This is a genomic window from Sorangium sp. So ce426 (assembly GCF_051475585.1).
Lineage (GTDB): Bacteria > Myxococcota_A > Polyangia > Polyangiales > Polyangiaceae > Sorangium > Sorangium cellulosum_B.
Genome location: NZ_CP150341.1, coordinates 6,134,958 through 6,160,609 on the forward strand (window position 1 = coordinate 6,134,958; position 25,652 = coordinate 6,160,609).

The 25,652-nt window shown below is 71.2% G+C and carries 20 protein-coding genes; 5 read left to right on the forward strand and 15 right to left on the reverse strand.

Annotation, left to right across the window (positions count from 1 at the left end):
- Positions 1 to 304: 304 nt before the first annotated feature.
- The gene (locus tag WMF44_RS22785) at positions 305 to 1,441 is read left to right on the forward strand and encodes a CAP domain-containing protein (RefSeq protein WP_437301214.1); all 1,137 of its coding nucleotides are present in this window, start codon (positions 305 to 307) and stop codon (positions 1,439 to 1,441) included.
- Positions 1,442 to 1,475: 34 nt separating this feature from the next.
- Here the strand turns inward: WMF44_RS22785 and WMF44_RS22790 are convergent, their stop codons facing one another.
- Positions 1,476 to 2,036, reverse strand: coding sequence for a hypothetical protein (locus tag WMF44_RS22790; RefSeq protein WP_437301215.1), 561 nt, complete (start codon positions 2,034 to 2,036; stop codon positions 1,476 to 1,478).
- A gap of 592 nt (positions 2,037 to 2,628) precedes the next feature.
- Here WMF44_RS22790 and WMF44_RS22795 point away from each other — a divergent pair.
- On the forward strand, positions 2,629 to 3,159 hold the full coding sequence (locus WMF44_RS22795) for a hypothetical protein (protein WP_437301216.1): 531 nt from the start codon (positions 2,629 to 2,631) through the stop codon (positions 3,157 to 3,159).
- Between the two features lie 118 nt (positions 3,160 to 3,277).
- Here WMF44_RS22795 and WMF44_RS22800 read toward each other — a convergent pair whose 3' ends face one another.
- The 11 genes from WMF44_RS22800 to WMF44_RS22850 form a co-directional block, all read right to left on the reverse strand.
- The gene (locus tag WMF44_RS22800) at positions 3,278 to 7,360 is read right to left on the reverse strand and encodes a chemotaxis protein CheB (RefSeq protein WP_437301217.1); all 4,083 of its coding nucleotides are present in this window, start codon (positions 7,358 to 7,360) and stop codon (positions 3,278 to 3,280) included.
- Between the two features lie 216 nt (positions 7,361 to 7,576).
- Complete coding sequence (locus WMF44_RS22805; protein ID WP_437301218.1) at positions 7,577 to 8,458, reverse strand: sterol desaturase family protein; 882 nt, start codon at positions 8,456 to 8,458, stop codon at positions 7,577 to 7,579.
- Positions 8,459 to 8,484: 26 nt separating this feature from the next.
- Entirely contained in the window at positions 8,485 to 9,408 is a 924-nt protein-coding gene (locus WMF44_RS22810) for an N-acetylneuraminate synthase family protein (protein ID WP_437301219.1), read from the reverse strand.
- Between the two features lie 76 nt (positions 9,409 to 9,484).
- The gene (locus WMF44_RS22815; protein ID WP_437301220.1) at positions 9,485 to 9,997 is read right to left on the reverse strand and encodes a KdsC family phosphatase; all 513 of its coding nucleotides are present in this window, start codon (positions 9,995 to 9,997) and stop codon (positions 9,485 to 9,487) included.
- Positions 9,998 to 10,010: 13 nt separating this feature from the next.
- Positions 10,011 to 10,820: an SDR family oxidoreductase gene (locus tag WMF44_RS22820; RefSeq protein WP_437301221.1), complete on the reverse strand. Its 810-nt coding sequence runs from the start codon at positions 10,818 to 10,820 to the stop codon at positions 10,011 to 10,013.
- A 9-nt stretch (positions 10,821 to 10,829) separates the two neighbouring features.
- The gene (locus WMF44_RS22825; RefSeq protein WP_437301222.1) at positions 10,830 to 12,209 is read right to left on the reverse strand and encodes an aminotransferase class III-fold pyridoxal phosphate-dependent enzyme; all 1,380 of its coding nucleotides are present in this window, start codon (positions 12,207 to 12,209) and stop codon (positions 10,830 to 10,832) included.
- A gap of 16 nt (positions 12,210 to 12,225) precedes the next feature.
- Positions 12,226 to 13,164 (reverse strand): transketolase family protein, encoded by a 939-nt coding sequence (locus WMF44_RS22830; protein ID WP_437301223.1) that lies wholly within the window; start codon positions 13,162 to 13,164, stop codon positions 12,226 to 12,228.
- Entirely contained in the window at positions 13,164 to 14,030 is an 867-nt protein-coding gene (locus WMF44_RS22835) for a transketolase (RefSeq protein ID WP_437301224.1), read from the reverse strand. Before WMF44_RS22835 ends, WMF44_RS22830 begins: the two co-directional genes overlap by 1 nt.
- Complete coding sequence (locus tag WMF44_RS22840; protein WP_437301225.1) at positions 14,027 to 14,839, reverse strand: cytidylyltransferase domain-containing protein; 813 nt, start codon at positions 14,837 to 14,839, stop codon at positions 14,027 to 14,029. Before WMF44_RS22840 ends, WMF44_RS22835 begins: the two co-directional genes overlap by 4 nt.
- On the reverse strand, positions 14,836 to 15,915 hold the full coding sequence (locus WMF44_RS22845; protein ID WP_437301226.1) for a hypothetical protein: 1,080 nt from the start codon (positions 15,913 to 15,915) through the stop codon (positions 14,836 to 14,838). The genes WMF44_RS22840 and WMF44_RS22845 overlap by 4 nt, the downstream gene beginning before the upstream one ends.
- A 49-nt stretch (positions 15,916 to 15,964) precedes the next feature.
- Positions 15,965 to 17,095, reverse strand: a complete 1,131-nt coding sequence (locus WMF44_RS22850; protein WP_437301227.1) for a lysylphosphatidylglycerol synthase domain-containing protein — start codon at positions 17,093 to 17,095, stop codon at positions 15,965 to 15,967.
- Positions 17,096 to 17,404: 309 nt separating this feature from the next.
- On the opposite strand from WMF44_RS22850, the gene WMF44_RS22855 reads away from it, so the two are divergent.
- A complete protein-coding gene (locus WMF44_RS22855; protein ID WP_437301228.1) occupies positions 17,405 to 18,694 on the forward strand; it encodes a PAS domain S-box protein in 1,290 nt (429 codons plus the stop codon).
- 74 nt (positions 18,695 to 18,768) lie between these two features.
- Here the strand turns inward: WMF44_RS22855 and WMF44_RS22860 are convergent, their stop codons facing one another.
- From WMF44_RS22860 to WMF44_RS22870, 3 genes are all read right to left on the reverse strand, one after another.
- Complete coding sequence (locus WMF44_RS22860) at positions 18,769 to 19,587, reverse strand: HugZ family protein (RefSeq protein WP_437301229.1); 819 nt, start codon at positions 19,585 to 19,587, stop codon at positions 18,769 to 18,771.
- Between the two features lie 62 nt (positions 19,588 to 19,649).
- On the reverse strand, positions 19,650 to 21,479 hold the full coding sequence (locus WMF44_RS22865) for a radical SAM protein (RefSeq protein WP_437301230.1): 1,830 nt from the start codon (positions 21,477 to 21,479) through the stop codon (positions 19,650 to 19,652).
- A 26-nt stretch (positions 21,480 to 21,505) separates the two neighbouring features.
- Positions 21,506 to 22,789 carry a glycoside hydrolase family 1 protein gene (locus WMF44_RS22870; RefSeq protein WP_437301231.1) on the reverse strand — a complete coding sequence of 428 codons (1,284 nt, stop codon included), beginning with the start codon at positions 22,787 to 22,789 and terminating at the stop codon, positions 21,506 to 21,508.
- Between the two features lie 94 nt (positions 22,790 to 22,883).
- Here WMF44_RS22870 and WMF44_RS22875 point away from each other — a divergent pair, with 94 nt between their 5' ends.
- Complete coding sequence (locus WMF44_RS22875) at positions 22,884 to 23,624, forward strand: tetratricopeptide repeat protein (protein ID WP_437301232.1); 741 nt, start codon at positions 22,884 to 22,886, stop codon at positions 23,622 to 23,624.
- Between the two features lie 101 nt (positions 23,625 to 23,725).
- Entirely contained in the window at positions 23,726 to 25,423 is a 1,698-nt protein-coding gene (locus WMF44_RS22880) for an AAA family ATPase (RefSeq protein WP_437301233.1), read from the forward strand.
- Positions 25,424 to 25,652: the final 229 nt, after the last annotated feature.

Sequence of the window (25,652 nt, forward strand, 5' to 3'; positions counted from 1 at the left end):
GGCTCGCCGCCGGGCGTGACATGTCGCGCTCGCTCCGTGACATGTCACGCTCGATCCGTGACATGTCACGCCCTCCCCGTGACATCTCTTGCCGGGCTCCCCCGCGGTCGGCGGGAGCCGCGGTGAAGAGAACCGCCGCCCCGCAGCCTCTGGAGTCGACGCGGCCTCTTCGATGCATGGACGAGCCGTCGATCCAGCATCACGTTTCAGGAGGAAGTCGGCCCGCGTAAAAATGCTCAGTCAACCCGGGGCAGGTCCCGCGATGGGGCTTGACGTTTCCGAGACGTTTGGATTTCCTTCCCCCATGAAGACGGCTTTCCCTCGCTTCAAACTCGTTGCATCGACGGCGCTCCTCGTCGCGGCCGTCGCGTCCTGCAGCGGCGAAGATGCCGATCCTGGCACGTCAGGTTCGTCGGGCGGCTCACCGCCAGCCTCCGGGTCGGGCGGGACGGGTGGAACAGCCGCGAGCAGCGGCGTCGGGGGCTCAGGCTCGGACGCCTCGAGCGCCGGAGGAACTGGCGGCAGCTCCACGGGCGGTTCGTCCGCGGTCGGCACGGGCGCAGGGGGCGGCGGATCGGCAGGCACGACATCCGGGGGTTCGGGTGGGTCGACACCCGAGACGGGCGATCGCTCGCCGGAAGGCACCTGCGCGCGCTTCAACGCCGACACCGCCGACATGAGCGAGGGCACGTGGAGCGGCTCGCTGGATCCCGAGTGCGACCCGGGAGACATCTCTGCCGACGGTCGAGCGAACGCGCTCCGGCTCTTCAACCTGTACCGCTGGCTGGCGGACCTGCCCCCGGTCGTGACCGAGCCCACCCGCGACGTGCAGGCCCAGGCCTGCGCGCTCATGATGGACGCGAACAATTCGCTCTCGCACGAGCCGCCGGAGAGCTGGAAGTGCTACTCGAAAGCAGGCGCGGACGGCGCGAGGACGAGCAATATCTCGAGTGGCCCCGGCGTCGCGAGCGTCCTGGGCTATTTGATCGACCCCGGGAACGAGACGACCTTCGGCCACCGGCGCATCATCCTCGCGAACGATCTCGGCCCGATCGGCCTCGGCTCTACCGGCAAGAGCGGCGCCTCCTGCATGCAGAACATCGGAGGGACGGGGCGCGCCGGCAAGGAGTGGACGGCCTGGCCACCGCCCGGGGTGTTCCCGATGCAGGCGTACGGCGACCGCTGGAGCTCACTCAGCGACACCGGATGGTCGATCCAGAGCGAGGACATCGAGCTCGAGGACGCCGAGGTCACGATCACGAGCGGCGGAGCCCCGCTGGCCGTCGACGTGGAGCCGCTCCAGGGGCGCTACGGCTCCACCAACGCCATCCGCATCGTGCCGAACGGCTGGGACCCTGAAGCCGGCAACACCTACTCCGTGAGCGTCTCCGGAATCTCGGCGACCATCGCGTACGACGTCGTGTTCGTCGACTGCGAATAGAGGATCTCGTTCCCCTTCAGCTCCGGCAAGAACATCATTTCGGGACCTTGACGTCGAGCTTGCCGAGGCGCGCGAGCAGCGGCCCCCGATCCTCCATCGCCGCGCCGACGAGCCTCCGCGCAGACGCGTCGTCGAGCTTCGGGACGGCTCGCGCTGCGAATCGCGCCTCGTCCGCGGCGGGGACCTGGAAGATCAGGTGGTAGACGCCGCTGCTCGAGACCGCGAGCACGCGCTGCGTCTCCCCCAGGCCGAGCAATCGACAGAGCGCCGCGGCAAGGAACCCCGCGGCGGCGCGAGCGAGAGCGCCGCCGCGAAACGAGAGCGAGACGTGGTGCTCTCGTCCGGCCTCGCCGGCCTCGGCGACGGTGTATACTACGGCGATGTCGGCGGACGTGATGAAGGCATTGCCCTCGGCGAACGGGTCCGCGGGCGGGCCCCCGCCGGGGCGCTTGAGCGCGGTGTCCTTGGCGCGGCCGAGCCCGCGCGAGAGCTCGATCAGGTGGTCCGGCGAGAACAGCCGATCGTAACGCGGCCGCTTCGTCGCGAACCGGTAGACAAGGAACACCACGAGCCCGACGAGCAGCCATTTCAGCATCGGACCTTGCACCTCCGCGCCCATGCGCCGAGACAGACCATCACGCCCGCGGGGAGCGGCTCATCGCCGCAGCATGCGCCTTCTTTCGTCCCATGGCGAGGTATCGTGCCGGTCCTCGGGCGATTCGTCCATGGGGTTTCACCTCTTCCGTCACCCCTCGCGCCTCCGCGCCTCACGCCCTTGCAGCTCGGCTTGCCTGATGGCGCGCGTTGCTGCGACGTGGGCAGGCGCGCCGCCCGGCGCGGGCTCACCTCCTCGACGTCGTACCCGGTGGGCCGCGGCCCTCATTGGGTGGAGATCCTGACCTTCCCGTGATCCGAGCGCCGCGCGCGACGGCCCTGCGCTGGCGAAACTGGCGGCGCGGGTGGCGGCCGCCAGGTCCCGGAGCGCGGAGAGGGCCCAAAGGTCCCGCAAAAAGGCCGCGGCATACCGTTCGCAATACGTGCCCACCGAAGCGCCGCGAGGTCCGACCCCGCGCTGGTCCCCGCCGTTGCGGGGCAGCGCGAGGCCCGGGAGCGGCGTGCTGGCCCGAGCCGACGCCACGCGCCGCGCTCGGATGGAGGCACCCATGTCGGTTCGTCATGCCATGTCCATGAGTTTCCCTGTCCTCGCGCTCGCCTGCTCCACCGCGCAAGGCGCCGCCCCGGAGCCGCCGGAGAGCACCCCACCGCAGCACGACGGCGCAGCGGCGCCGGCCGGCTCGACGAGCGCGAGGAGCTTCGTCGACGCCGCGTCGTACTTCACGAGCTCGGCCGAGATCGACGCCTGGTACGACCTGCTTCGCGAGCTGAACGACGACTTCGACGTCGTGTGCGGCGACACGTTCTGCGAAGGCGATTTCAGCAACTACGAGCCGCTTCGATTCCGTTGCTCCGTCGAGGAGCACGCCGGGACGATAGGCCGCTGTGTGTGGATCCTCGCCGCGAGCAACGAGGAGATCGCGCCTCCCACGGGCGATGTCGAGGTCGACGCGAGGGTCTTCCTCTGCGAGATGCCCGTCGCCCCGGACACGGCCGTGACCGACCTCGTCGAGGCGCTCTCGGCGGCGGCAGGTCGGGCGATCGACGCGGAGCTCCCCGGAACGGACCGATCGCTCTACGACGGCCTCGTCGAATGCCTCTGACAGCCCGCCGGCGCCGCCGAGCTCGGTCGTCGCGCCGCGCTGGCGCCGCCTGACGCCCAGCGCGGACCGAAGCGCGCAGGCGAGACGAGCTGGCTCGCCGGGCGAGGAGGCGTGGCGCTCAGGAAAGGCCCGTCGGGCGAGCGCTTCCGGCGCCGCCCTCGCCCGTCACCGGCTCGCCTTCGGCGAGCAGCCGCTTGAGCGTGGCGAGATCGACGGGCTTCACGAGGTGCTCGTCGAACCCGGCTTCACGCGCCCTCTCGCGGTCGCCCTGCTGCCCGTAGCCGGTGAGCGCGATCAGATAGACGTCCTTGTGCTGGGGTTTCTCCCGGACGCGGCGCGCGAACTCGAGGCCGTCGATCCCCGGCAGCCCGATGTCCACGATGGCCACGTGCGGGAGCACCTCGTCCATGAGCTCGATCCCCGAGATCCCGTGAGACGCCGAGTGACACTCGAAACCGGCGCGCGAAAGGAGCGCGCAGAGCGCCTCGCGGCCGTCGTCGTTGTCCTCCACGACGACGACCCGCCATCTCCTGGGGATGTTCGCGAGGAGCGAGCCGCGCGCCGCCTCCTGCTCGGAGGACGGCTCGGAGATCGGCAGCCGCACCTCGAACTCGCACCCCTTGCCCTCTCCCTCGCTCCGCGCGCTCACGGTCCCGCCGTGCTTTTCAACGAGGCCCCGGACGAGGGTGAGCCCCACGCCGAGCCCTCCCGCCGATCGGTCCAGGGTGCGGCTCGATTGCACGAAGAGCTCGAACACCGTGTCGAGCATCTCCTTCGGGATCCCGACGCCATCGTCCTTCACGCGGACCACCGCGTGTCCGTCCACGCGCCTGGCCTCCAGGGTGACATGACCCCCACGCGAGGTGTACTTCGCAGCGTTGTTGAGCAGGTTCACGTGAACCTGCTGGAGCCGCGCAGGGTCGCCCTCGACCCAGATCGGCTCTCGATCGACGGCGACCGAGAAATGGACGCCGCGCGTGTCCATGAGGTTCTTGACCGCGTCGGCGGCGTCCTTCACCACCGTGCCGAGGTCGAGCACGCGCCTTCGGAGCTCGATCTTGTTCTGCGTGACGCGGCTCGCCTCCAGCAGATCGTCGAGCAGGCGCGCCATCTGCGCGGACTGACGCTCGAGGATCTGGACGACCTTCTCGTCGATCCCGGACGCGCCGTCCGGCGCGGAGCAGTCTTCCTTGAGCAGCGCCGTGGCGTGGACGATCGCGCCGAGCGGGTTGCGGAGCTCGTGCGACAGCATGGCGAGGAACTCGTCGCGCCTGCGCACGGCGTCCTTGATCTGCTCCTCCGATCGCTTCTGCGCGGTGACGCTCCGGAAGATGCCGATGATACCGACGATGTGGCGCGCCGCATCGATGAGCGGGAGCCGCGTGACGAGGTCCCACTCCACGACGCCGTCGTGCCGCACGCGCTTCTCCAGCTTGTAGTGCTGCGCCTCGCCGGTCCGCAGCACCACCTCGTCCTCCTGGTGAACGGCGAGCGCCGCCTCGTACCCGGGCAGCTCGAAGCCGGTCTTGCCCGCCGCTTCGCCTGGATCGGAGAGGCCGAGGCGCTCCGCCATGGCGTTGTTCGTGCGAATGAACCGGCCGCGCGCGTCCTTGAAGTAGATCGCGTCGGGAACGCTGCGAAGCAGGCTATTCAGGAGATAGCGCTCGTGGAAGAGCGCGTCCTCCGCCGCCTTCAGGCCGCTCACGTCGATGAGCGTGAGCACGACCCCCGCGATGGTGCCCTTGGCACGGTAGGGGAGGACGCGAAGAAAGAACGAGCGGCCATGCCGGTCGCGCAGCTCGCGCTCCACGCGCTCCCCCGTCGCGAGCACGCGCTTGAGATCCGCGGTGAGCTCCGGGTGGTCGACAGCATACGTGAACGTCTCGATCGGCCTGCCGACGTCCTGCAAGAGCAGGTTGAAGCTCTCCGCGATCTGCGGCGTGAATTTCCTGATCTTGAGCTCCCTGTCGAGGAAGATCGTGCCAATGTCCGTGCTCGACAGGAGGTTCTCCATGTCGTTTCCGAGCTCGGTGAGATCGGCGATCTTCCGCTGGTACTCCGCGTTCACCGAGTAGAGCTCCTCGTTGACGCTCTGGAGCTCCTCGTTCGTGCTCTGGAGCTCCTCGTTGGAGGCGAGGAGCTCTTCGTTCGCCGCCTGCAGCTCCTCGTTGCTCGCCTCGAGCTGCTCTGTCATCGCCTGCAAGGTCTGCTTCGTGTGCCCGAGCTCCGCCTCGAGCGCGCCGAGCTGCTCGCGCGATACGTCGTCGAGGTCGATCTCCATCTCCGGCATCGCCGCCCGCCGCGGCGCCCCGTCGATCGCGTCGAAGGTGATGAGGACGTGGGGCAAAGTGCCTCGCCGGCTCTCGACGCGGCGCATCGTGATCTTGTAGGTGCCGCCGTCCGCTTGCACCCCCTTGAACACGATCGCCGTGCGCTCGTTGATGACGCGCCGGAGGCCCCCCGTCAGCACCATCTTGAGGTCGCAGTCCAGCATCTCGAAGGCGTCGAGCCCCTGCCTGCCATCCTTGACCTTGAGGAACCGGCTCGCGCCGCCGAACGCGTGGACGAGCTCCCCTGCGTCATTGACGAGGAGGCCCGGAGGCATGAACTCGTCGAGCAGCGCGTCGTAGGTCCCGAGCAGGTGCGACGCCGGGTGGCGCGCGACGGGCGCGGTGATCCCCGAGCGCGGGGCGCTCCGGGCCTTCGGTGATACCGCCTGAAAGCGGGGCTCGACCTGCATCCGCCGGTCGCTGTACTTCCGGTAGATCCGCCATTGCTTGTCGACGATCTCGAAGTCGTGCGCGAGGTGCCCCGGCGTCTCGCTGGGCCCGAGGAAGACAACGCCCCCGCGGTTGAGCGCGAAGTGAAAGAGGCTCAGGACCTTCTGCTGCACCGCCGGCTGAAGGTAGATGAGCACGTTGCGGCAGCTGATGAAGTCGACGCGCGTGAACGGCGCGTCCTTGATCACGTTGTGGTGCGCGAACACCACCGCCTGGCGGAGATCCGGGACGATCTGGTAGCTGCGTCCGCGCCGGATGAAATGCCGCTCGAGCCGCTCGGGCGAGACGTTCACCACCGCCTCTTCCTCGTAGAGCCCGCGCGTCGCGACCTCGAGCGATCCATGGTGAACGTCGGTCGCGAAGACCTTGAACGGGCGGTGGCCGCCCGCGGACGTGAGCTCGTGGAGGAGGATGGCGAGCGAATAGACCTCTTCGCCCGTCGCGCAGCCGGCGACCCACACGCGGAACGGGGCGTCCCGCGGCCCGGCGCGCAGCAGCTCGGGGAGCACCGAGCGCTCGAGGATGCCGAACGCTTCCTCGTTCCGGAAGAAGCGCGTCACGCCGATGAGGAGATCACGGTAGAGCACGTCGAGCTCGCTCGACTTGCTCTTCAGGCGCTTGACGTACTGTTCGATATCGTCCGTATGCGCGAGCTGGATCCGCCGCTCGATGCGCCGCGTGACGGTGCTCGGTTTGTAGTGCGTGAAGTCGATTCCGAACTGCTCCTCGAGCATCCTGTAGACCGCGCTCATCCCCTGATCGACGCTGGCCGCGTCCCGCTCCGGCCGGCGGCCCCTGGACCTCACGTGATCGAGGAGGACGCGCGGCATGTCCTGGGGAGGCAGGACGCAGTCGGCCACACCGGCGTCACGCGCGGTCTTCGGCATCCCATCGAACTGCGCGCTGTCGACGTCCTGCACGACGACCAGCCCGCCCGCCTCGTGAACAGCGCGGATCCCCCGTGAGCCATCGCTGCCGCCCCCGGAGAGGACGACGGCGATCGCCCGCGGGCCGCAGTCCTGCGCGAGGGATCGAAAGAACACGTCGATGGGCAGCGCGAGCTCCTGGTCGCGATCCCTCTCGCTGAGGAGGAGGCGGTCTCCGGCGATGATCATCTCCTTCTTCGGCGGGATCAGGTAGACGTGGTCGGGCTGGACCAGCATGCCGTTCTCGACGAGGTGAATGGGCAGCTCGGTGCGGCGCCCGAGGATCTCGTCCATCAGGCTCTTGAAGTCCGGCGACAGGTGCTGGACAACGACGAAGGCCATCCCGCTCTCCTTCGGGATGTTCGCGAAGAAGTGCTCGAGCGCCTCGAGCCCCCCCGCCGAAGCGCCGATCCCTACCACGTAGGGCGCCACCTCTGGCCGGACTGTGCGGGCTCCTGTCTTTGTGGCGTCGCGCACCTCGCGCTCGATCGACATGGCCGACCTCGACGGCAGCAAGCGTGCCCAGGCTGTGGCCGCTCGCGAACGCCTTCACCGGGCCAAAATCCCCGGAATTCAGGCGGCGGGTGGACGTCGGACGTGTGGCAAATTGCCTCGCTGCGCGCCACATGTGGTGGTCTTGCGGCGTCGCAACGGCTCCTGGACGGTGGTGATCGTGTGCAGGGAGCGAGGCTCCCTCTCTGGCGTGGCTCGTCAGACGGCGGCAGGCGAGCCCTTCGTCGAAGTCTCCGGAGCCCCCTCTCTCGAGGTCGAGCACGTCTGGGGAGCATCGTCCGTGGCGTCGCGGGCCACGCCCCCCGGCCGCCGGAACGCTGCCAGGATCTGCCGCAGGTACCCCTCCGGGAAATCGACCCCGACGAGCCCGTAGCAGGGCGGCTTCTCCCCCGCCGGCCGGTACGCCGTCCCGAAGAGCCAGTCCCAGACGGCGAGCTTCGTCCCGAAGTTGAAGCCGTACCCGGTGAAGACGCCCGAGTGGTGCCACCGGTGCATCTCGGGCCCGTTGATCACGTACTGGAGCGGGCCTGTCCGGACATCGATGTTCGAGTGGATGTACATCCCCCACACCGCGTCGAGCGTCGCCTTCATCAGCGCGACCTCGGGCGCGGCGCCGAGCAGCACGATCGGCGCGAACTCGACCGTCTGGTTGATCAGGATCTCGATCGGGTGCGACCTCGACCCCGCGAGCCAGTCGACGTCCTCCACCGAGTGGTGCGCCTCGTGCGTCCGCCAGAGGATCGGCGACCAGTGCTGGAGCCGGTGGAACCAGTAGATGTAGAAGTCGTGGACGACGAAGAAGAACAGGAGCTGGGCCCACACCGGCCAGCCCTCGACGAGCCGGAATCGCCCCGGCCCGACCGCCCCGTCGATCGCGCGGATGATCGCGTCGATGACGAGGCCGAGGACATAGCTCTGCGCCAGCGTGTACAGGAAGAAGTCGTTGAACCACCCTTTCCGGAAGAGCCGCTGGCCCGGGTCGTACGGGAACAGCCGCTCCAGGCCGATGAGCACCCCCGCCGCGCCCGCGATGAGCAGCGGCGAGAGCACCCTCCAGTCGCCAAGCACGTCGAGCGACATCGCCCCTCACCCCGCCCCGCGCCGCCTCAGCCCGCGCGCGCCCCGCTCGCCGCGGCGCCGTCCGACGGGCGCACCCGGGCGAGCTTCTTCCGCTGCGCGAGCTCGCTCTCGTAGACCCGCTTGATCCCGTCGCCGAGCGAGCGCTCGATGTCGCGCAGGTTCGCGACGAGCTTGACCAGCCCGACGATCTCGACCGACGCGGCCTGGTCGGTGCCCCACATCGCTCGATCGAGCGTGATGTGCCGCTCGATGAACGTGGCGCCGAGCGCGACCGCCGCGCCCGACGGCGCGAGCCCCGTCTCGTGGCCGGAATAGCCGATCGGGCAGCGCGGGTACCTCGCCTTGAGCGTCGCGATCATCCTCAGGTTGAGCTGCTCCGGCGCGCAGGGGTACGCCGACGTAGCGTGCGCGATGAGCAGCTTGCCCTGCCCGACCGCCGCGACCCCGGCCTCGATCTCCTCCATCGTCGACATGCCGGTCGACACGATGAGCGGGCGCCCCGTCGCCTTCATCGCGCGCAAGAGGGCGTGATCCGTCAGCGCCGCGGAAGCCGCCTTGTAACAGGGCGGATCGAACCGCTCCATCACCTCGACCGACTCCTCGTCCCAGCACGAGGCGAACCAGAGGATGCCCCGCTCCTTGCAGTAGCGATCGATCTCGGCGTACTCGCGCTCGCCAAACTCGACCCGGTGCCGGTAATCGATGTACGTCATCCGGCCCCAGGGCGTGTCGCGCTCGACGTGCCACTGGTCCCGCGGCACGCACTTCTCCGGCGTGCGCTTCTGGAACTTCACCGCGTCGCACCCCGCGAGGCACGCGCCGTCGATGAGCTTCTTCGCGATCTCGAGAGAGCCGTTGTGGTTGATGCCGATCTCCGCGATGACGAACACGGGCTCGCCGTCGCCCACGAGCCGATTGCCGATCTTGACGACAGCAGGTGATGACCACATGAGCTAACCTCCATCTCCGTTGCCCGCGCGGGGCGCGCGCCGCGCCCGGCCGCCCCGGAGGGCGGCGAGGCCCGGCTCACGACGCGAGCTCGAGTATCCAGTCGGCGAAATCGCGGAACGCCCCGTGTCCCCCGCGCGCCTCGCACCGGCGGTGCGCCGCGCAGAAGACGGCGGCCACGGCGTCGGCGGGCGCGGCGGTGAGGCCCTGCTCGGCGACCGCCCGCATGATCCCCAGGTCGTTCACGTCGTCGCCGATGTACGCGACCTCGCCGCGCGCGACCCCGGCCTCCCGCAGCACCGCCGGGAGGTGACCCTCCTTGTCGCGGACGCCAAGGAACACCCGCATCCCGAGCTTGTCCGCGCGCCGCCGCACGCTCGGCGACGTCTCGCCCGTGACGATCGCCGACGCGACGCCGGCGGTCGCGAGGCGCTCCACGCCCATCCCGTCGCGCAGGGAGAAGCGCTTCAGCTCCTCGCCGCGCTCCGAGTAATAGACGCCGGTGTCCGTCAGGACTCCATCGCAGTCCGTCAGGACGAGCCGGATCCGGCGCGCCCGCAGGCGCAGCTCGGCCTCGGGGAGCTCGATCATCGGAGCGCCCGCCTCACCACGCCGTGAAGCCGCCGTCGACGAGCAGGTTCACGCCCGTCACGTAGCTCGAGGCGTCGCTCGCGAGGTACAGGAGCGCCCCCGCGATGTCGTCCGGCTTCGCCATCCGGCCGAGCGGCGTCTTGCGCGCGTAGTTCTCGATGAAATACCCCTCTTGCCCGGCCTCCACGCCGCCGGGCGAGATCGCGTTGACCCGCACCCCGTTCGCGCCCCAGTAGGCCGCCGCGAAGCGCGTCAGCGAGAGCACGGCCCCCTTGGTCGCAGGGTAAGCGGGCGATTTGTAGAACGACTGCGTCCCGTCGGGGCGCCGGTAAATCGACTGGTCCGGCGCCACGACGCCATAGGTGGAAGCGATGTTCACGATGCTCCCTCGCCGCCGCCGGGCCATGTGCGCGCCGATCACCTGGCAGCACAGGAACGTGCCCGTCACGTTGACGTCGAGCGCGCGCTGCCAGAGCTCGATCGGGTAGCTCTCGAACCGGGAGAGCTCGGCCGAGGCAGCGGGGCTCTCGAACTTGTCGTTCACCGCGGCGTTGTTCACGAGCACGTCGATGCGATCGAACCGCGCGAGCGCCGCGTCGGTGAGGCGCTCGACCGCGGCCCGGCGCGTGATGTCGACCCCCAGCCCCGCCGCGAGCCCCTCCTCGGCGGCGAAGCGCTCGCACGCCGCGTGGTCGAGATCCGCGGCGATCACGCGGGCGCCCGCGTCCCGCAGCGCGCGGCAATGGTGCCTCCCGAGCAGCCCGAGGGCGCCGGTGACGACGGCCACGCGGCCATCGAGGGAGAAAGCAACGGTGGTGCTCATCGGATCTCCTCAGCCCACGGGCCTCGGCTTGAGGTGGAAGTTGTGGGTCTTCCTGAAGACCGGCTCGACCGGCTCGCCCCTGAGGCGCGCGGCGACGTCGCCGCGGGTAACGGCGTCCTTGAGCATGGGAAGGACCTCTCCATAAGCCCCGAGCACGCGCGCCACGTCCTCGTCGGTGTGCGAGAAGCACATCGTGTGGAAGCCGCCCCAGAGCACGCCGCGCGCGAGCATCTCCTGCTGCACGAGCGACTTCATGAGGAGCGGCTCGGGGCCCGAAAACGTCACGATCGAGCGGCAGTCGGGCCCGGAGCACGCGGTGTACGGCATGTCGAGCGCGCGGGCTAGGTCGTTGTAACCGTCCTTCAGCTTCCTGCCCTGCTCGGCCAGCCGCTCGGGGACGGCCCTGTCGCGGATCTCCTCGATCGTGGCCTTCGCGGCGGCGAGCGACAGGGCCTCTCCGCCGAAGGTGGTGAAGAAGAAGACGTCCTTCTCGCAGAGGCGCATGACGTCGCGCCGCCCCGTCAGGATCGAGAGCGGCATTCCGTTCGCGACCGCCTTGGAGAAGCAGGCGAGGTCGGCCCTCACCCCGAAGCGCTCCTGCGCGCCGCCGAGCGCGAGCCGGAAGCCCGTCCACATCTCGTCGAAGACGAGCAGCGCGCCGCGCTCCCGGCAGAGCGCGGCGAGGCCCTCGAGGAACCCGGGAGCCGGCGCCTCGAACACGGTAGGCTCGAGGATCACACACGCGGCGTCGCCGTCGAGCGCCGCCTCGACGCTCGAGAGGTCGTTGTACTGGAAGGTGAAGGTGAGATCCCTCGCCTCCCCCGGGATACCCGCGCTCCGATCCGTGACGGCGATGTACCAGTCGTGCCAGCCGTGGTATCCGCAGCACAGCACCTTGCGGCGGCCGGTGAAGGCGCGGGCGAGCCGCACCGCGGCGCTCGTGACGTCGGCGCCAGTCTTGCTGAACCGGACCATCTCCGCGCCCGGGACGACCTCCCGCACGAGCTCCGCCACCTCGACCTCGAGCGGGTGCATGAGCGAGAAGGTGATCCCCTCGGCGAGCTGCGCCGCGATGGCGCGATCCACCGCAGGGTACGCGTACCCGAGCGAGATCGGCCCGACGCCCATCACGAGATCGATGAACTCGTTGCCGTCCGCGTCCCAGACGCGCGCGCCCCGGCCGCGCACGAGGTACTTCGGCGCGACGCCGCGGACCCACTGCCCAGGGCCCTTGGCGAGCGTCTGCGTCCCCGCCGGGATGAGCCCGCGGGCGCGCTCGAACAGCGCGGTCGATCGGGTGATGTCGGGGTACGACGCGGCCCGCGGGCGGGGCGCGTCCGCCGGGCTCGGACCGCTCGAATCGGGTCGGCTTTGCGTGGGAGGGCTCATGAGCTCTCTCTCCGGCTCAGCGGGTAGGCGGCGCGGAGCGCGGCGATCGCCGGTCGAGCTCGGCCAGCACGCGGGCGGCGATCTGCCGGCCGGTGAAGCCCTCCTCCTCGAGGACGTCGGCGAGCAGCGCGGGCGAGAACCAGCGATCCCCGAGCGAGATCGGCAGGACGGGCGCGGCGACGCCGCGCGCGAGGCAGAGCTCCGCGACGATCGAGGCGAGCCCGCCGGTCGTGAAGTGGTCCTCGAGGAGGACGGTGAGGCGCGCCCCGGCGAGCGCGTCGAGCACGGCGTCCTCGTCGATCGGCTTGAGCCATCGGAGGTTCACGACGCGCGCCGAGAGCCCCCGCGCGGCGAGCGCCTCGGCTGCAGAGAGCGCCTCGCCGACCAGCAAGCCGTACGTGAGGATCGCGACGTCGCGCCCCTGCGAGAGGACCTCCGCCCTGCCGATCGCGGGCGGCTCGGGGTGCGGAGAGCGCGGCGGGAGGGCGGTGAAGCGCGCGTAGCAAGGCGCGGGGCTCGCGACGACCTGCGGGAGACAGGCGACGAGCTCCGCCTCGTCGGCGGGGCAGAACACCTGCATTCCCGGCACGCCGCGCATCAGCGCGACGTCCTCGAGCGCCTGGTGCGTCGGCCCGTTCGCCTCCGACAGGAAGCCCGGCACCGCGCCGATGAGCTTCACCGGCAGTCCCGGGATCCCGACGTCGGTGCGGATGAACTCGAAGGCGCGCATCACGAGGAACGTGGCGAGCGCGTGCACGATCGGGACGCGCCCGCGGAGGGCGAGGCCGGCGGCGGCGCCGATCATCGTCTGCTCGCAGATCCCGACGTCGATGAACCGGCCGCCGAGGCGGCCGGGCAGGCCGCGGATCGCAGCGCGGTTCTCGGCGGTCATGACCACGAGCCGGGGGTCGCCCTGACAGAGCGCGAGGAGCGCCTCTTCGTAACGCACCTTCATCACCTCACGATCCGCGCTTCGGACGTCACCGCCGCCGGGCCGCCCCCGTGGAGCTCCGCGAGCAGCGCCTCGACCTCGGCGCGCGTGAAGCTCACGAACCAGCGATCCGCGCGCCCCTCGATGCTGGGGAGTCCCTTGCCGCGGACGGTCCGCGCGATGATCGCCGTCGGCCGCTCGGGCTCGCGCGGGAGGCCCCGGAGCGCCGCCGCGAGCGAGGAGAAGTCGTGTCCGTCGCAGGTCGACGCCGACCAGCCGAACGCCCTGAATTTCTCGTCGAGCGGCTCGAGCGGGAGGAGATCCTCCGTGGCCATGTTGGCCTGGAACCCGTTCCTGTCGACGATCGCCACGAGGTTGTCGAGCCCCTGGGCGTGCGCCACGAGGCACGCCTCCCAGATCGAACCCTCGTCGAGCTCCCCGTCGCCGAGCAGCACGTAGACGCGGCCGTCCTCGGCGCAGAGCTTGATGTCGAGCGCGACCCCGATCGCCACCGAGAGCAGGTGTCCGAGAGAGCCGGAGTGGAACTCGACCCCCGGGACGGCGCGGTTCGGGTGCCAGTAGATGCGATCCGAGGGCTTGAGGTGGTTCTCGAGGCGCGCCCTGGGGATGAAGCCGAGCTCCGCGAGGGTGCCGTAGAGCGCGGGGACGTCGTGCCCCTTCGAGAGGAAGAAGTAATCGCGCCCTGGATCCGCGGCTGTCGCCGGCGCTATCCTGAGCACGCGCGCATAGAGGTAAACGAGGATGTCGGCGCACGACAGCGAGGCGCCGATGAAGCAGCCGCCGTCCGCCGACATCCGGACGATGTGCTCCCGGACGCGGAGCGCGAGCGCGGCGAGCTCCGCGCGGCAGGACGGGCCGAGTTCGTTCATGCGGTGTCTCCGGGCACCCTCGTCTCCCTGGCGGAAACGGTCCTGAGCTCGCCCAGGTGGTGCCTGTACCAGTTGACGCCCGCGTACCTCGCGTTGATGGCCATGATGTCCGGGCGCGCCGCGAGCAGCTCAAGGATGGGGCCGAGCCTCACGATGGGATTCTGAGGGGTGGAGAGCGCTTCGTAAACGGCCTTCACGAAATCGTAATCTTCCCGATAGTCGACCGTGAACCGGTGAGACATGGAGGCGTCGAGCCTGGTCTCCCAGGTGACGTTGCCGAGCCGGAAGCGGCCCGGGTTGTCCCAGAGGAACGGCGTCGTGTGCTCGCGCTCGAGCGGGCGCCGCGCCTCGCGGAACGCCTGCTCGAGCGCCGCGATGGTCATGACCTCGACGTCGTTTCCGTCGGGGTACGTCGCGGGGTGGAGGTTGCTCACGTAATCGTAGCGGCCCTCGGTGCTGCGGAAGAACGCGAGGACACGATCGATGACGTCCGGATCGATGAGCGGGCAGTCCGACGGGATCTTCACGACGATATCGGCGCCGGCGAGCACGGCAGCGTGGTAATGGCGGTCGAGCAGATCGGTCGGGTGGCCGCGGAAGCACCGCACGCCGATCGCAGCGCAGAGCGCGGCGATCGGGTCGTCGGCCGGCTCGACCGTGGTCGCCACGGTGAGCTTGAAGGGCGAGCGCGCGGCGGCGACCTGCGCGACCATGCGCTGGAGGAGCGGCCTGCCCGCGAGCGGCATCATCACCTTGCCGGGCAGGCGGCTCGATCCCATGCGGGCCTGGATCACGACGAGCGTGGTCACGCCCTCGCCTCCTCCGCCTCACCGGCGGCTGTGCGCGCCGGGATGCCGCGCCGGCGGCCCCGCGCGGCGGCCGGCGCGTCGGCCGCGGCGGAGGGCCCCCGCGCGGCGCGCCCCTCGCCCGCGAGCAGGGCGCGGCACACGTCGGCGATGTTCCTGGCGGCGCGCCCGTGCTGGAGGGGCAAGAGCCGGCGGAGCTCGTCGAGGTCGAAGAACGAGTGGACCTCCTTGCCGAGCGCGAGGCCGACGTGGGCCAGCGAGGAATACTGGCAGATCAGCACATCGCAGTTGGCGACCATGTGCTCGGCGCACCCGCCCGTGAAGACGCTCGCCTCGGGCGCGAACCGCGAGATCTCGGCCACCGCGCGCGACACCTTCTCGTTCGGGTGGAGCTTGAACAGGAGCGGGCGCCCGGCGGCGATCGAGCGGGCCTTGCGGATGAACTTCTCGCGATCCTCGTACCAGAACACCTCGCGGATGTCCGATGTACAGACGAGCACGTAGTGCCTGAAGGGGAAGTTGTTGTCGCGGTAACGCGTGCAGTCGTCGAAGTTCGGTATCCCGGTGACGACGATCTTCTCCGGCCGGACGCCGCGGCGGACGAAGAGGTCGCGGTAGCCCGGGCTCGCCACGCAGAAGCGCGTGTACCGGTCGCTGAGGCCGGTGGCCGAGGTGCCCGCGAGCCACCGCGGCAGGGACGGCAGCCGCTTGACGAGCGGGAAGAGGATGCTCTCCGGATCGGTCATCCCCTCCTGGACGAGCACCACGTTCTTCCCGGTGATGTTGCTCGGCCACACGAGATCGGAGCAGTGGAGGACGAGGTCGTAGTCGCCCCGCCGGCCCCCGTCGTCGACCGGGAGGCCGTGCTCCCGGAGGTAGTCGAGGCAGCGGCCGCGCAGCTTGTTGCCGCCGATCGTGCCCTCGAGCGCGCCGAGCCTCCTCAAGAGCTCGACGTCGCGATCGCCGTAATACGGGGTGAAGTACGCGTCGACCTCGGGGAGCTCCCGGGCGATCTGGTGCATCTGCGTCGTCTGGTTGATGGATCCACAGATGAACAGCGCCTTGCTTCTCGACATCATCTCACCTCGTCACTTTAGGATCTCGTCATCTCATCACCACACCGTCTCATCATCTCGTCGCCTCGCTCCCTGTCATGGGGGCGGGCGCCGGGCGGAAGGCCGCCCGGCCGCCGAAGAACACGAGCAGGCCGAGCGCTATCCACACGAGCTCCTTGGCTCGCTTGATGAGGACGAAGGCGGCGCCCACCGTGGCGGCGGCGGGCACGCCGAGCGCGGTCAGGAAGGCGACGTAGCCGGCGTCCTGCACGCCGAGCCCGGCAGGCACCATGAAGGCGGCCGCGCGGAGGAGCGCGAGGACGACCTCGAACGAGAGGACCTCGGGGAGCGAGACGTCGACCCCGAGCAGCCGGAGGAAGAAGTAGGTCTCCGCCCCCTCGGCGAGCCACATCCCGAGCAGCAGCAGCGCCGCCGCCGCGAGCGCGCCGCGGCGCTCGCCGAGCGCGGCCGCGTGGCGGTCGGTCGCGGAGAAGGCCGCCGCCCTCGCCTCGATATAGGCCCTCACGCGCTGGCCGGGCAGCCGCTTGAGCCACGCGAAGACCCGCGACGCGACCGTGCCCGAGAGGAGCGCGCCCGCGAGCGCGAGCGCCGCGGCGAGCAGGCCGAGCCCCGAGAGGACCACGAGCCACGGGAGCCCCGGCCCGCCGATCAGGGGGCTCGAGGCGCGCTCCAGGTGGCCGAAGCCGAGCGCGAGGGCGATCGCCACGTACGCGGCGTTCGCGAGCACGATCAGCGCCCTGCGCGCCGCGATGCCGGCGACGCCCTGCGGCCCGGGGATCCCGCACCACCGGTGCAGCAGGTAGAACGTGACCGACTCGGAGAGGGCAGCGCCTGCGGGGACGCTCATGTTGAGCGCCTCGGTCGACAGCGTGAGCGCGAGATACCGGGAGAACGGCGCGGGCCGCCCGGACGCGGGGTGGCACGTGTCGAAGACGCGCCGGCTCGCCTCGGCCTGGAATAGCCGCGCGACGAGGTTGGGGACCAGGGCGAGCGCCATCATCGGCGCTCCCACCGAGGCGATGAGCGCCGCCACGCTCGGGAGATCCGCGCCGCGCAGCGTGCTCCAGAGCGCCGCCGCCGCGACGGCGACGCCGAGCCACCTCAGCGCGACGGAGCCCGCGCCGGGGCGGGCTCGCGCCCCGGGGAGCGGCTCATCGTGGGCGTCACGGGCAAGGAGGGTCATCGCACGATCGCGCTCCGGCGCCGGTCGAGGGCCAATGGTCGAGGGCGCATGCTCGTATCGCGCAGGCGCGTCGCGCGCTGATGTCATGGGCGCAACGCTGCCGCGACACGCCGCGACAAGCACGGCGGTGCGTCGAGCTCGTCCGCTCCGGTCGAGCGCGCCCGGCGCGCTCGGACAGCCGACCGACGAGCACGCGGCGTGACGCCGCGATCGGCTATCTTCCTTGTTCGTTGGAGACGCGCTGGAGGGGCGAGCGGCTCCTCGGCGGGGTGGGAGGGGGCGGCCGGAAGCATGGAAGGAAGAGCGAACGTGGAGACCGATCAGGACAGCATCGAGCGGCTCCGGGTGGAGAACGCCGGCTTGCGCAAGGAGATCGACAGGCTCCATGAGCAGCTGGAACGCCAGGAGGAACGGACGCGGCTGATCCTGCAGGCGGCCGGCGAGGGGTTCCACGTCGTCGGGATGAACGGCGAGATCCTCGACTGCAATCCATCCTTCGCCGGCATCGTGGGATACGACCGGAGCGAGCTCCTGACGATGCACATCGGCCAGATCGACCCGCGGCCGCCGCACGAGGTCGTCATGGTCATCGAGGAGATCAAGGCCAAGGGGTCGCTCCGCTTCCTCGCGAGGCACCGCCACAAGGACGGCCACCTGATCGACGTCGAGGTGAGCTCTCACCTCGTCCAGAGCGGTGATGAGCAGTTCTTCTCGGCCTTCTCGCGCCCCCTCACGGAGCAGCTGAAGCGCGAGCAGGCGCTGCGCGAGAGCGAGCAGAAGTTCCGGGCGATCTTCGACGAGACCTCGATGTTCATCGGCCTGCTCACCCCGGACGGGGACCTGATCGAGCGCAACCGGACGATGGCCGATTTCACCGGAGCGCGGCCGGGCGAAGCGCGCGGCGGGCCGCTCTGGCAGGCGCCGTTCTGGGTCGGCGGAGCGAGCGCAGGGGAGCGGATCAGGGAGTGCGTCCGCCGGGCAGCTTCGGGCGAGCCGTCGTCGTGCGAGGTGAAGATCCACGGGCCCGGCGGGCGCGTGGCGACGCTCGACCTCAAGATGAAGCCGATCCTCGACACGCTGGGCCAGAGCGTCCTCCTGATCGCCGAGGGCTACGACGTGACCGAGCTCCGGCGGGCCGAGGCGGAGCGCGCGGCGCTTCAAGCGCAGATGATCGACGCGCAGGAGGCGACGATCCGGGAGCTCTCGACGCCGCTCATCCCGCTCGACGCGGGGATCCTGGTGATGCCCCTCGTCGGGCGGCTCGACCGGGTGCGCATCGAGCAGCTGCTGGAGCGCTTGCTCCAGGGGGTGGTGGCGCAGCGCGCGGCCACGGTCATCCTCGACGTCACCGGCGTGCCGGTGGTGGACGCCGAGATCGCGGACTCGCTGATCAGGGCGGCCCAGGCGGTCAAGCTGCTCGGCGCGGAGGTCATCCTCACAGGCGTCGGCCCCGAGGTGGCGCAGACGATGGTGGGCATCGGCATCGACCTCCGGGAGATCGTCACGCTGAGGTCGCTCCAGAGCGGGCTCCACCACGCGCTGGGACGCTCGCGCCGCGGCGGGAAGAGGTCGAGCGGCCCGCGGCGCCGCGACGGGTGACGGGCTGCGGAGATCCTGCCCGGCTCTCGCAAGTTGTGCCCCCCAGGGGTGGACGGCGCCCGCGCGGCGCGCCGCTAGGCGGTGCGGCCGCGCGCCTCGCGCACCAGCGCCACCATCGCCTTCCGCACCTCGTCCGTCGTCGAGACCGGCGCGTCGAACGGGAGGCGCGTCGCCTTCGGCCCCGCCGGCGTGATGACGTCGAGCTCGAAGCCGTAACGATCGACGGAGGTCATCGTGGCGCCGGTGGCGTCCTTGATGCCGGCGAGGACCTTCGCGTACGCGAGGACCGCGTCGGCGTGATCGGTGTTCATGTGCTCGAGGATGCCCGCGGCGTCGGCCGCGAGCGGATCGGGCTCGGCGGCCGCGTACGCGTCGGCCTCGACCCAGGACATGCGGCCGAAGCCGCCGACGTAGCGGATCGACACCGGGTCGAGCCGGTAGAAAGAAAAGTCCGTGAAATCCACGTAGTACGACGCACGCGGGTGCGTCGCGAGGAACCTCGCCCGGGCGGCGGCCGCCTCCGCGCCTTCGAGGGGGCGGCACGGGCCGATCAGGGTCATCCGGCCGAGCGCGAGCGGGTCGGCCAGGCCCTCGGCGGGCTCGGCGAGGAGCAGCGACGCCTCGGCGCGGACCTTGAGGTTGCCCGTGTGCTCGGCGAGCGCCGAGAGCAGCAGCAGCGGGCGCCCGTGCGCGTCCACGGTGACGGCGACGAGCGAGCCGTACGGATAGCCGGCGGGATCCCGCGCGAGCGTGCACAGCGTGGCGGCGCGGGCCCGCTGCGCCAGCGTGCGGCAGCGCTCGGCGTGGCTCGGCGCCTTCGCGCCCTGCAGAGGTGGATCCGCCGCCGGCTCCGCGCCGGCGCCGGGGCGGCCGTGGTCTGTGCTCCTCGACATGGCAGGGCGGGTAGCACGCCGGGAGGGCCGGAGGAACCGAGGCGGCGCCGCGCCGCCAGGCGCTACGACGGCAGCACCCGGAGCCGCCCGCGCTGCGCCGCTGCGTCGCGGGCGGCGGCCTCGGCCGCGCGCGGCGGCGCCGGCCGCGCCACGGCCTGCGGCCACACGGCGAAGTCCTCCGGGAGCGGCCCGGGGAGCGCCGGCTGCGCCGTCCGCTCCAGGAGCTGAAAGTCGCAGCGGGCGACGAGATCGAGCGGGAGCCCCTTGCCAGGCCCGCCCTTCGCGAACCACGCGCGCGCCGCCTGCACGTTGCGGATGAGCACGGCGTGCTGCGGGTCGCGCTTCGCGGCCGCCGTGAAGTGGTCCTGCATCGCCTGCCAGTCGCGCCGGCCCGCCGCGACGCACGCGAGCGCGTTGAGCGCGAGCCCCGGCAGCGGATGGCCGAGCTCCAGCGCGCGCGCGGCGTGCCGCTCCGCGAGGTCGAGCTGCCCCGCGTCGAGGTAGGCGACGCCGAGCTCCAGGTGCGCCGCGTGGTGATCGCCGAGCCGCTCGAGGATCGCCAGGCGCTCCCCCACCCCCTCGCGGTAGAGCTCGCGCAGCCCCTTGTTCTTCTCGAACCAGGCGCTCATCAGCGCCGTGTCCTCCTCCGAGGCGTCGAACGGCGTCTTGAGCTCCTGGAAGTCGCCGCGGAAATAGACGTCGCGCTCCAGCCAGCCGGCCGCCTCGGCGTCGTCGAAGTCGCGCGTGCCGGGATAGATGGACAGGCACGAGAAGATGTACTGGTGCGGCCTCGCCGCCTCCAGGAACGCGAGCGTCTCCCGGAACGTCTCCGCCGTCTCGCCGCGGTTGCCCAGCATCATGTAGTAGCGGACCTGGATCCCGTACTTCTTCGCGAGCTCGGTCGACTCGATGATCTTCTTGACCGTGATCTTCTTGTCGATGTTCTTCAGGATGGACGGCGAGCCCGACTCGACGCCGAGGCTCAGGCGCTGGCAGCCGGCGAGGCGCATCTCGCGGAGCAGCTCCTCGCCGAGCACGTCGACGCGCGTGTCGCAGCTCCACAGGAAAGAGATCTTCCGATCGCGGATGCCGCGGCAGATCTCGATGACGCGCTTGCGGTTCGTCGTGAAGGTGTCGTCCTTGATCTGGACCATCTTCACCGGCAGCTTCGCCACGGCGGCCTCGATGGAGTCGAGCACGTAGGGCACCGACTGGCCCCGGAAGCCGCGGCCCCAGGTCGCCTCGGCCCCGCAGAACGTGCACGCCCAGGCGCAGCCGCGCGAGGTCATCACGATGTGCGTGGCGAAGTGGTCGTGCGGCGACGCGAGCGCGTCGAGCTCCTCGATCGCGGGCCGGGGCGGGCCGAGCTCGACCCGGCCGTCGACGCGGTACGCCGTGCCGGGGACGCCGAGCGCGGGCCGGCCGGCCTCGAGGCGCTCGAGGAGCTCGAGGAACGAGTGCTCGCTCTCGCCGAGCGTCACCGTGTCGATCTCGGGGTGGTGCCGCAGCATCTCGGCCGCGAGCGGGGTCGCGTGCGGCCCGCCGACGACGATGTGCGCCCCGGGGTGGAGCCGCCGGATGCACCGCGCGGTGAGCGCCACGCCGCGCCGGTTGGCGGTCCAGCACGACAGGCCGAACACGTCCGCGCCGAGCTCGCGCACGACCCGCTCGACCTGCGAGAACGGGTACGACGAGAGGTTCAGCACCTTCACCTGGTGACCCGCGCGGAGGGCCTGCGCGCCCAGCGAGAAGAGCCCGTACGGGGTCTGGTGGAAGTCCGGGTCGAGGTCGCCCTCGCGGTACTCGGCCGGCGGGCCGTCGCCGCTCGTGTCGGGCGCCTCCCCAGGCGCGGGGATCTTCCAGGGCGGTGGGTAGAGCAGCGCGATGCGCATCGTTCCTGTCTTTCCGGTGCCGTCCGTCACGCGGGCGCGGCGCCGCGCTCGCGCTGTGCGCCGCCGGGGCCGTCTGCCTCGATGCGGCGCGCGCGCGCGATCCGGGCGTAGAGCTCGGCGCTCGGCCGCGGGCTGCGCTCCTGGGTCACGCGGTCGACCTCGACGAGCCCGAAGCGCGGGGCGTACCCCTCGGCCCACTCGAAGCCGTCGAGCAGCGACCAGTGCATGTACCCGCGCACGTCGACGCCGCGCTCGATGGCCCGCGCGACCTCCGCGAGGTGTCCCACGAGGAACCGCGGGCGCTGGTCGTCGTCGGCGTCGGCGATGCCGTTCTCCGTGATGTAGATCGGGACCCGGGCGCGGGGCCACCAGGCGTCGAGCACGTAGCCGAGCCCCTCCGGGTAGATCTCCCAGCCGAGATCGCTGACCTCCGCCCCCTCGGGGACGAGCCGCCGGAGGAACCCCGCGCGCGCGTGCGCCGCCGAGAAGCGGACGAGATCGCGGCTGTAGTAGTTCACGCCGAAGAAGTCGTGCAGGCCGCTGTCGCAGACGGCGCGCGCGAACGCGTCGTTGAACAGCCGCTCGAAGAGGGCCGCCCACATGCGGTCGGCGAGCCGCCCGAACCGCTCCGGCTCGATGACGCGCAGGTGGTGCGCGACGCCGACCGAGATGGAGTGCCCGCGCCGGCCCGCGGCCTCGTGCATGGCGCGGTACATGGCGGCGTGGGCGCGGAAGAGGTTCTGGTGGGCGCGCACCGCCTCGACGGGCGAGCTCCGCGCCGGCGGCCAGACGCCGAGCAGGTGGGCCTGCAGGGCGAGCATGTTGGGCTCGTTGATGGTGACCCAGAGCTGGCACAGGTCGCCGAGCGCCTCGACGGCGCGCTCGGCGAAGCGCGAGAGGAGCGCCGGCAGCTCCTGCGAGAGCAGGCCGCCCCGCTGCGCGACCCAGCGCGGCAAGGTGACGTGATGGACGGTGACCATCGGGGTGATCCCGGCGTCCCGGTGCGCGCCGAGCACGTCCCGGTAGTGGTCCCACGTGGCCGGATCGAACTCGCCCGGCTCCCGCTCGACGCGGGCCCACTCGATGGAGAGCCGGTGCGCCCCCATACAGAGCCGCGCCTGGAGCGCGACGTCCTCGCGGAAGCGGTGCAGCTGGTCGCACGCGTCGTCCGGCGTGTCGCCGCCGCGGACGCGCCCCGGCTCACGCGCGAACGCGGCCCAGTCGCTCTGCGCGCAGTGCCCCTCGACCTGTGTGGCGGAGGCGGCAGTGCCGAACAGGAACCCGTCCGGGAAGCGCAGATCCTCACCCATGAGCGCGCATCCTACGCGAACTCGCGCCGGGCGGCTGCCTTCCGGAGCAGCCGTCCGATTGCCCGGGGGGCCGGGCGCCGGTACGCTCGGCCGTGTGTGCGCGGCGCGGTGCGTAGATGCGGGGGGCGCGCGCCCCCGAAACAGCGCGCGAGCGCGCGCCCTCGCCGCCGCCTCGCTCGCCGCGGCGCTGCTGCACGGGGCCGCGCCGGCCCGGGCGGACGGGGTCGGCTGGGCGACGGCCCAGGCCGCCGAGCTGACGCGCCAGGCCGAGGCCCGCGCCGCGGCCGGCGAGGCCGACGTGGCGCTGCGGCGGTACCTGGAGGCGGTCCGCTTCGACGCGACCTACGGCCCGGCGTACCTCGGGCTGGGCGCGCTGTACGAGCGGGCGGGCGATCCGCGCGAGGCGGAGCGCGCGTACACCGTGGGGCTGGACCACGTGAGCGGCTTCGTCGAGGGCCACCGCGCCCGGGCGGCGCTGCGGTCGCGCGAGGGGCGGCGCGAGGAGGCGATCGCCGACCTGGAAGCGGCGGCGGCGCTCCGCGGCGACGACGGCGAGCTGCTCCAGGAGCTCGCGGCCGCCTACGTGGCGACGGGCGCGCTGCCGGCGGCGCTCGGCGTCGCGCGGCGGCTCTCGGCGCTCGCCGCGCGGGGAGGCGATCGCACCCTCGCGGCCGCGGCGGCGACGCAGGCGCGCGCGCTGTCGGTGCTTGTCGGCGAGGCCGATCCGGTGCGCGCCGGGGGCGCCGATCGCGGCCCGGTCCGGCGCGCGCTCGCGCGGCACGCCGCGGCGCCTGCGCGGGGGAGCGCGGCGGATCGGCGGCGCGAAGGGCGGTGACGGCACGACGCCGGCCCGGCGGCCGTATCGGGCACGGGGCGCGGCCAGCGGCGCGGCTCGCTTGACCTCCTGTCGGACGGGCCGCATACGGCTGCAATCCCATGTCCCTCCGCGTCCCGCTCGGCATCGACGACTTCCGAAAGCTCCGCGAGTCCGGGCTGGAGTACGTCGACAAGTCCCACCTCATCCTGGAGCTCATCGACAAGGGGGGCGTCGAGGTCGTCCTCCTCCCCCGCCCCCGGCGGTTCGGAAAGACACTGAATTTATCGATGCTGCGCTGGTTCTTCGAGAAGCGGCAGGAGGACCTGTCCCACCTGTTCGAAGATCTCTCGGTATGGCGGGCCGGAGAGCGCTATCGCGAGCACTTCCAGCGGTATCCCGTCATCTACCTGACGCTGAAGGGAGCGAAACAGGAGACGTTCGAGCGCTGCTGGGCGGCCCTGCGAGAGAAGATCGTCGAGCTCTACAACCAGCACCGCCACGTGCTCGACAGCGGTCAGCTCGGGGAGGTGGAGCAGCGCCGCTACAAGGAAGTGCTGGACGGCACGGCGTCCGAGGCCGTTTATGGTCGGGCGCTCCTGGATCTGTCGAGCCACCTCCATCGCCTCCATGGCGAGCGCGTCGTGATGCTCATCGACGAGTACGACGAGCCCATCCACGCCGGGTATCTGCACGGTTATGCCCCGCGGATCCTCGACTTCGTACGCACGTTCCTCACCGAGGGGCTCAAGGGCAATCCGCACCTCCACAGGGCCGTCCTTACCGGCATCCTCCGGGTGGCGCGCGAGAGCATCTTCTCCGGGCTCAACAACGTGGTCGCCTATTCGCTCCTCCGATCGGACTTCAACACCTGCTTCGGGTTCACGGAGGCCGAGGTGGAGGCGCTGCTCGAGAAGGCGGGGCGGCGCAGCCTGCTGGAGGTGATCCGCGCCTGGTACAACGGGTACGACTTCGGCGGCGCCGTCATCTACAACCCCTGGTCGATCCTCAGCTTCCTCGAAGGGCAAGACCAGGATCCGCTCCCGTTCTGGCTCGGCACGAGCTCCAACGATCTCATCCAGAAGGTGATCGAGGAGCACGCCGTGACGCTGCAGCCCGCGCTGGAGGTCTTGATGGAGGGAGGCGAGCTCGAACGCGTGCTCGAGGAGAACGTGGCCATCGGCGACCTCGCGCAGAACGAAGATGCGCTGTTCGGGCTGCTGGTCTTCTCCGGATACCTGCGCGCCGAGAAGCGCTCGCGCGGCCACGGGGAGCAGCCAGCGCACGCTTTGAAGATCCCGAACCGCGAGGTGCGGCTGCTCTACACGGGCACGTTCCGCCGCTGGGCGGAGGCGCGGCTCAGGCGGCAAGGCAGCAGCATGCAACGGCTCCTCGCCGCGCTCCTCTCGGGCGACGCCGCGGGGTTCGAAGCGGAGCTCCAGGCGTTCGTCGCCGGCGTGCTCTCGTACCACGACGCGACGAGGGTCGATCCGGAGGCGGTCTATCACGGCTTCGTCGCCGGCCTGCTCGCGGCGCTCGAGCCGGGCCATCAGGTGCGTTCCAACCGCGAATCCGGGCAAGGGCGGCCCGACGTGATGATCCGGCCGGCGCAGCCGGGCCGGCCTGGCGTCGTGCTCGAGCTCAAGGTCGCCCGCGCGCCGCGGGTCAGCCTCGAGCAGGCGCTCGACGAGGCGCTGGCGCAGATCCGGGCGCGCGACTACGCCGCCGAGCTGCGCGCGAGCGGGGCTGCGCCGGTCCATGCGCTGGCGGTCGCGTTCGATGGGAAGGTCGTCCGGGTGCGAGCGGAAGCGCCGGGATAAGCGCGCAGCGCCCGCGGATTCTTCAAGGGCCGGACAATTTGCTGCCGCACCAGGCCGGGCGATGACCACGATCATGCAGCCGTCGCGCACGCCAAACGCTGGAGCGGCGCTCTCCCGGAGCGCCTGAGCGCCGAGGGAGCGCTGGCGCACACCCAATCCGCGGGTACGACATCCTCGCGCCGCGGATCGCCCAGGAGTGGGGCACCGAAGGATGTTCCAATGTGTTCTA

Coding starts and splice junctions, on each gene's coding strand:
- WMF44_RS22860 (WP_437301229.1), bottom strand. CDS start 19,587: ATGTCGAGGAGCACAGACCACGGCCGCCCCGGCGCCGGCGCGGAGCCG.
- WMF44_RS22845 (WP_437301226.1), bottom strand. CDS start 15,915: ATGATGTCGAGAAGCAAGGCGCTGTTCATCTGTGGATCCATCAACCAG.
- WMF44_RS22830 (WP_437301223.1), bottom strand. CDS start 13,164: ATGAAGGTGCGTTACGAAGAGGCGCTCCTCGCGCTCTGTCAGGGCGAC.
- WMF44_RS22795 (WP_437301216.1), top strand. CDS start 2,629: ATGAGTTTCCCTGTCCTCGCGCTCGCCTGCTCCACCGCGCAAGGCGCC.
- WMF44_RS22805 (WP_437301218.1), bottom strand. CDS start 8,458: ATGTCGCTCGACGTGCTTGGCGACTGGAGGGTGCTCTCGCCGCTGCTC.
- WMF44_RS22835 (WP_437301224.1), bottom strand. CDS start 14,030: ATGAACGAACTCGGCCCGTCCTGCCGCGCGGAGCTCGCCGCGCTCGCG.
- WMF44_RS22810 (WP_437301219.1), bottom strand. CDS start 9,408: ATGTGGTCATCACCTGCTGTCGTCAAGATCGGCAATCGGCTCGTGGGC.
- WMF44_RS22800 (WP_437301217.1), bottom strand. CDS start 7,360: ATGTCGATCGAGCGCGAGGTGCGCGACGCCACAAAGACAGGAGCCCGC.
- WMF44_RS22870 (WP_437301231.1), bottom strand. CDS start 22,789: ATGGGTGAGGATCTGCGCTTCCCGGACGGGTTCCTGTTCGGCACTGCC.
- WMF44_RS22820 (WP_437301221.1), bottom strand. CDS start 10,820: ATGAGCACCACCGTTGCTTTCTCCCTCGATGGCCGCGTGGCCGTCGTC.
- WMF44_RS22785 (WP_437301214.1), top strand. CDS start 305: ATGAAGACGGCTTTCCCTCGCTTCAAACTCGTTGCATCGACGGCGCTC.
- WMF44_RS22825 (WP_437301222.1), bottom strand. CDS start 12,209: ATGAGCCCTCCCACGCAAAGCCGACCCGATTCGAGCGGTCCGAGCCCG.
- WMF44_RS22850 (WP_437301227.1), bottom strand. CDS start 17,095: ATGACCCTCCTTGCCCGTGACGCCCACGATGAGCCGCTCCCCGGGGCG.
- WMF44_RS22790 (WP_437301215.1), bottom strand. CDS start 2,036: ATGCTGAAATGGCTGCTCGTCGGGCTCGTGGTGTTCCTTGTCTACCGG.
- WMF44_RS22865 (WP_437301230.1), bottom strand. CDS start 21,479: ATGCGCATCGCGCTGCTCTACCCACCGCCCTGGAAGATCCCCGCGCCT.
- WMF44_RS22815 (WP_437301220.1), bottom strand. CDS start 9,997: ATGATCGAGCTCCCCGAGGCCGAGCTGCGCCTGCGGGCGCGCCGGATC.
- WMF44_RS22880 (WP_437301233.1), top strand. CDS start 23,726: ATGTCCCTCCGCGTCCCGCTCGGCATCGACGACTTCCGAAAGCTCCGC.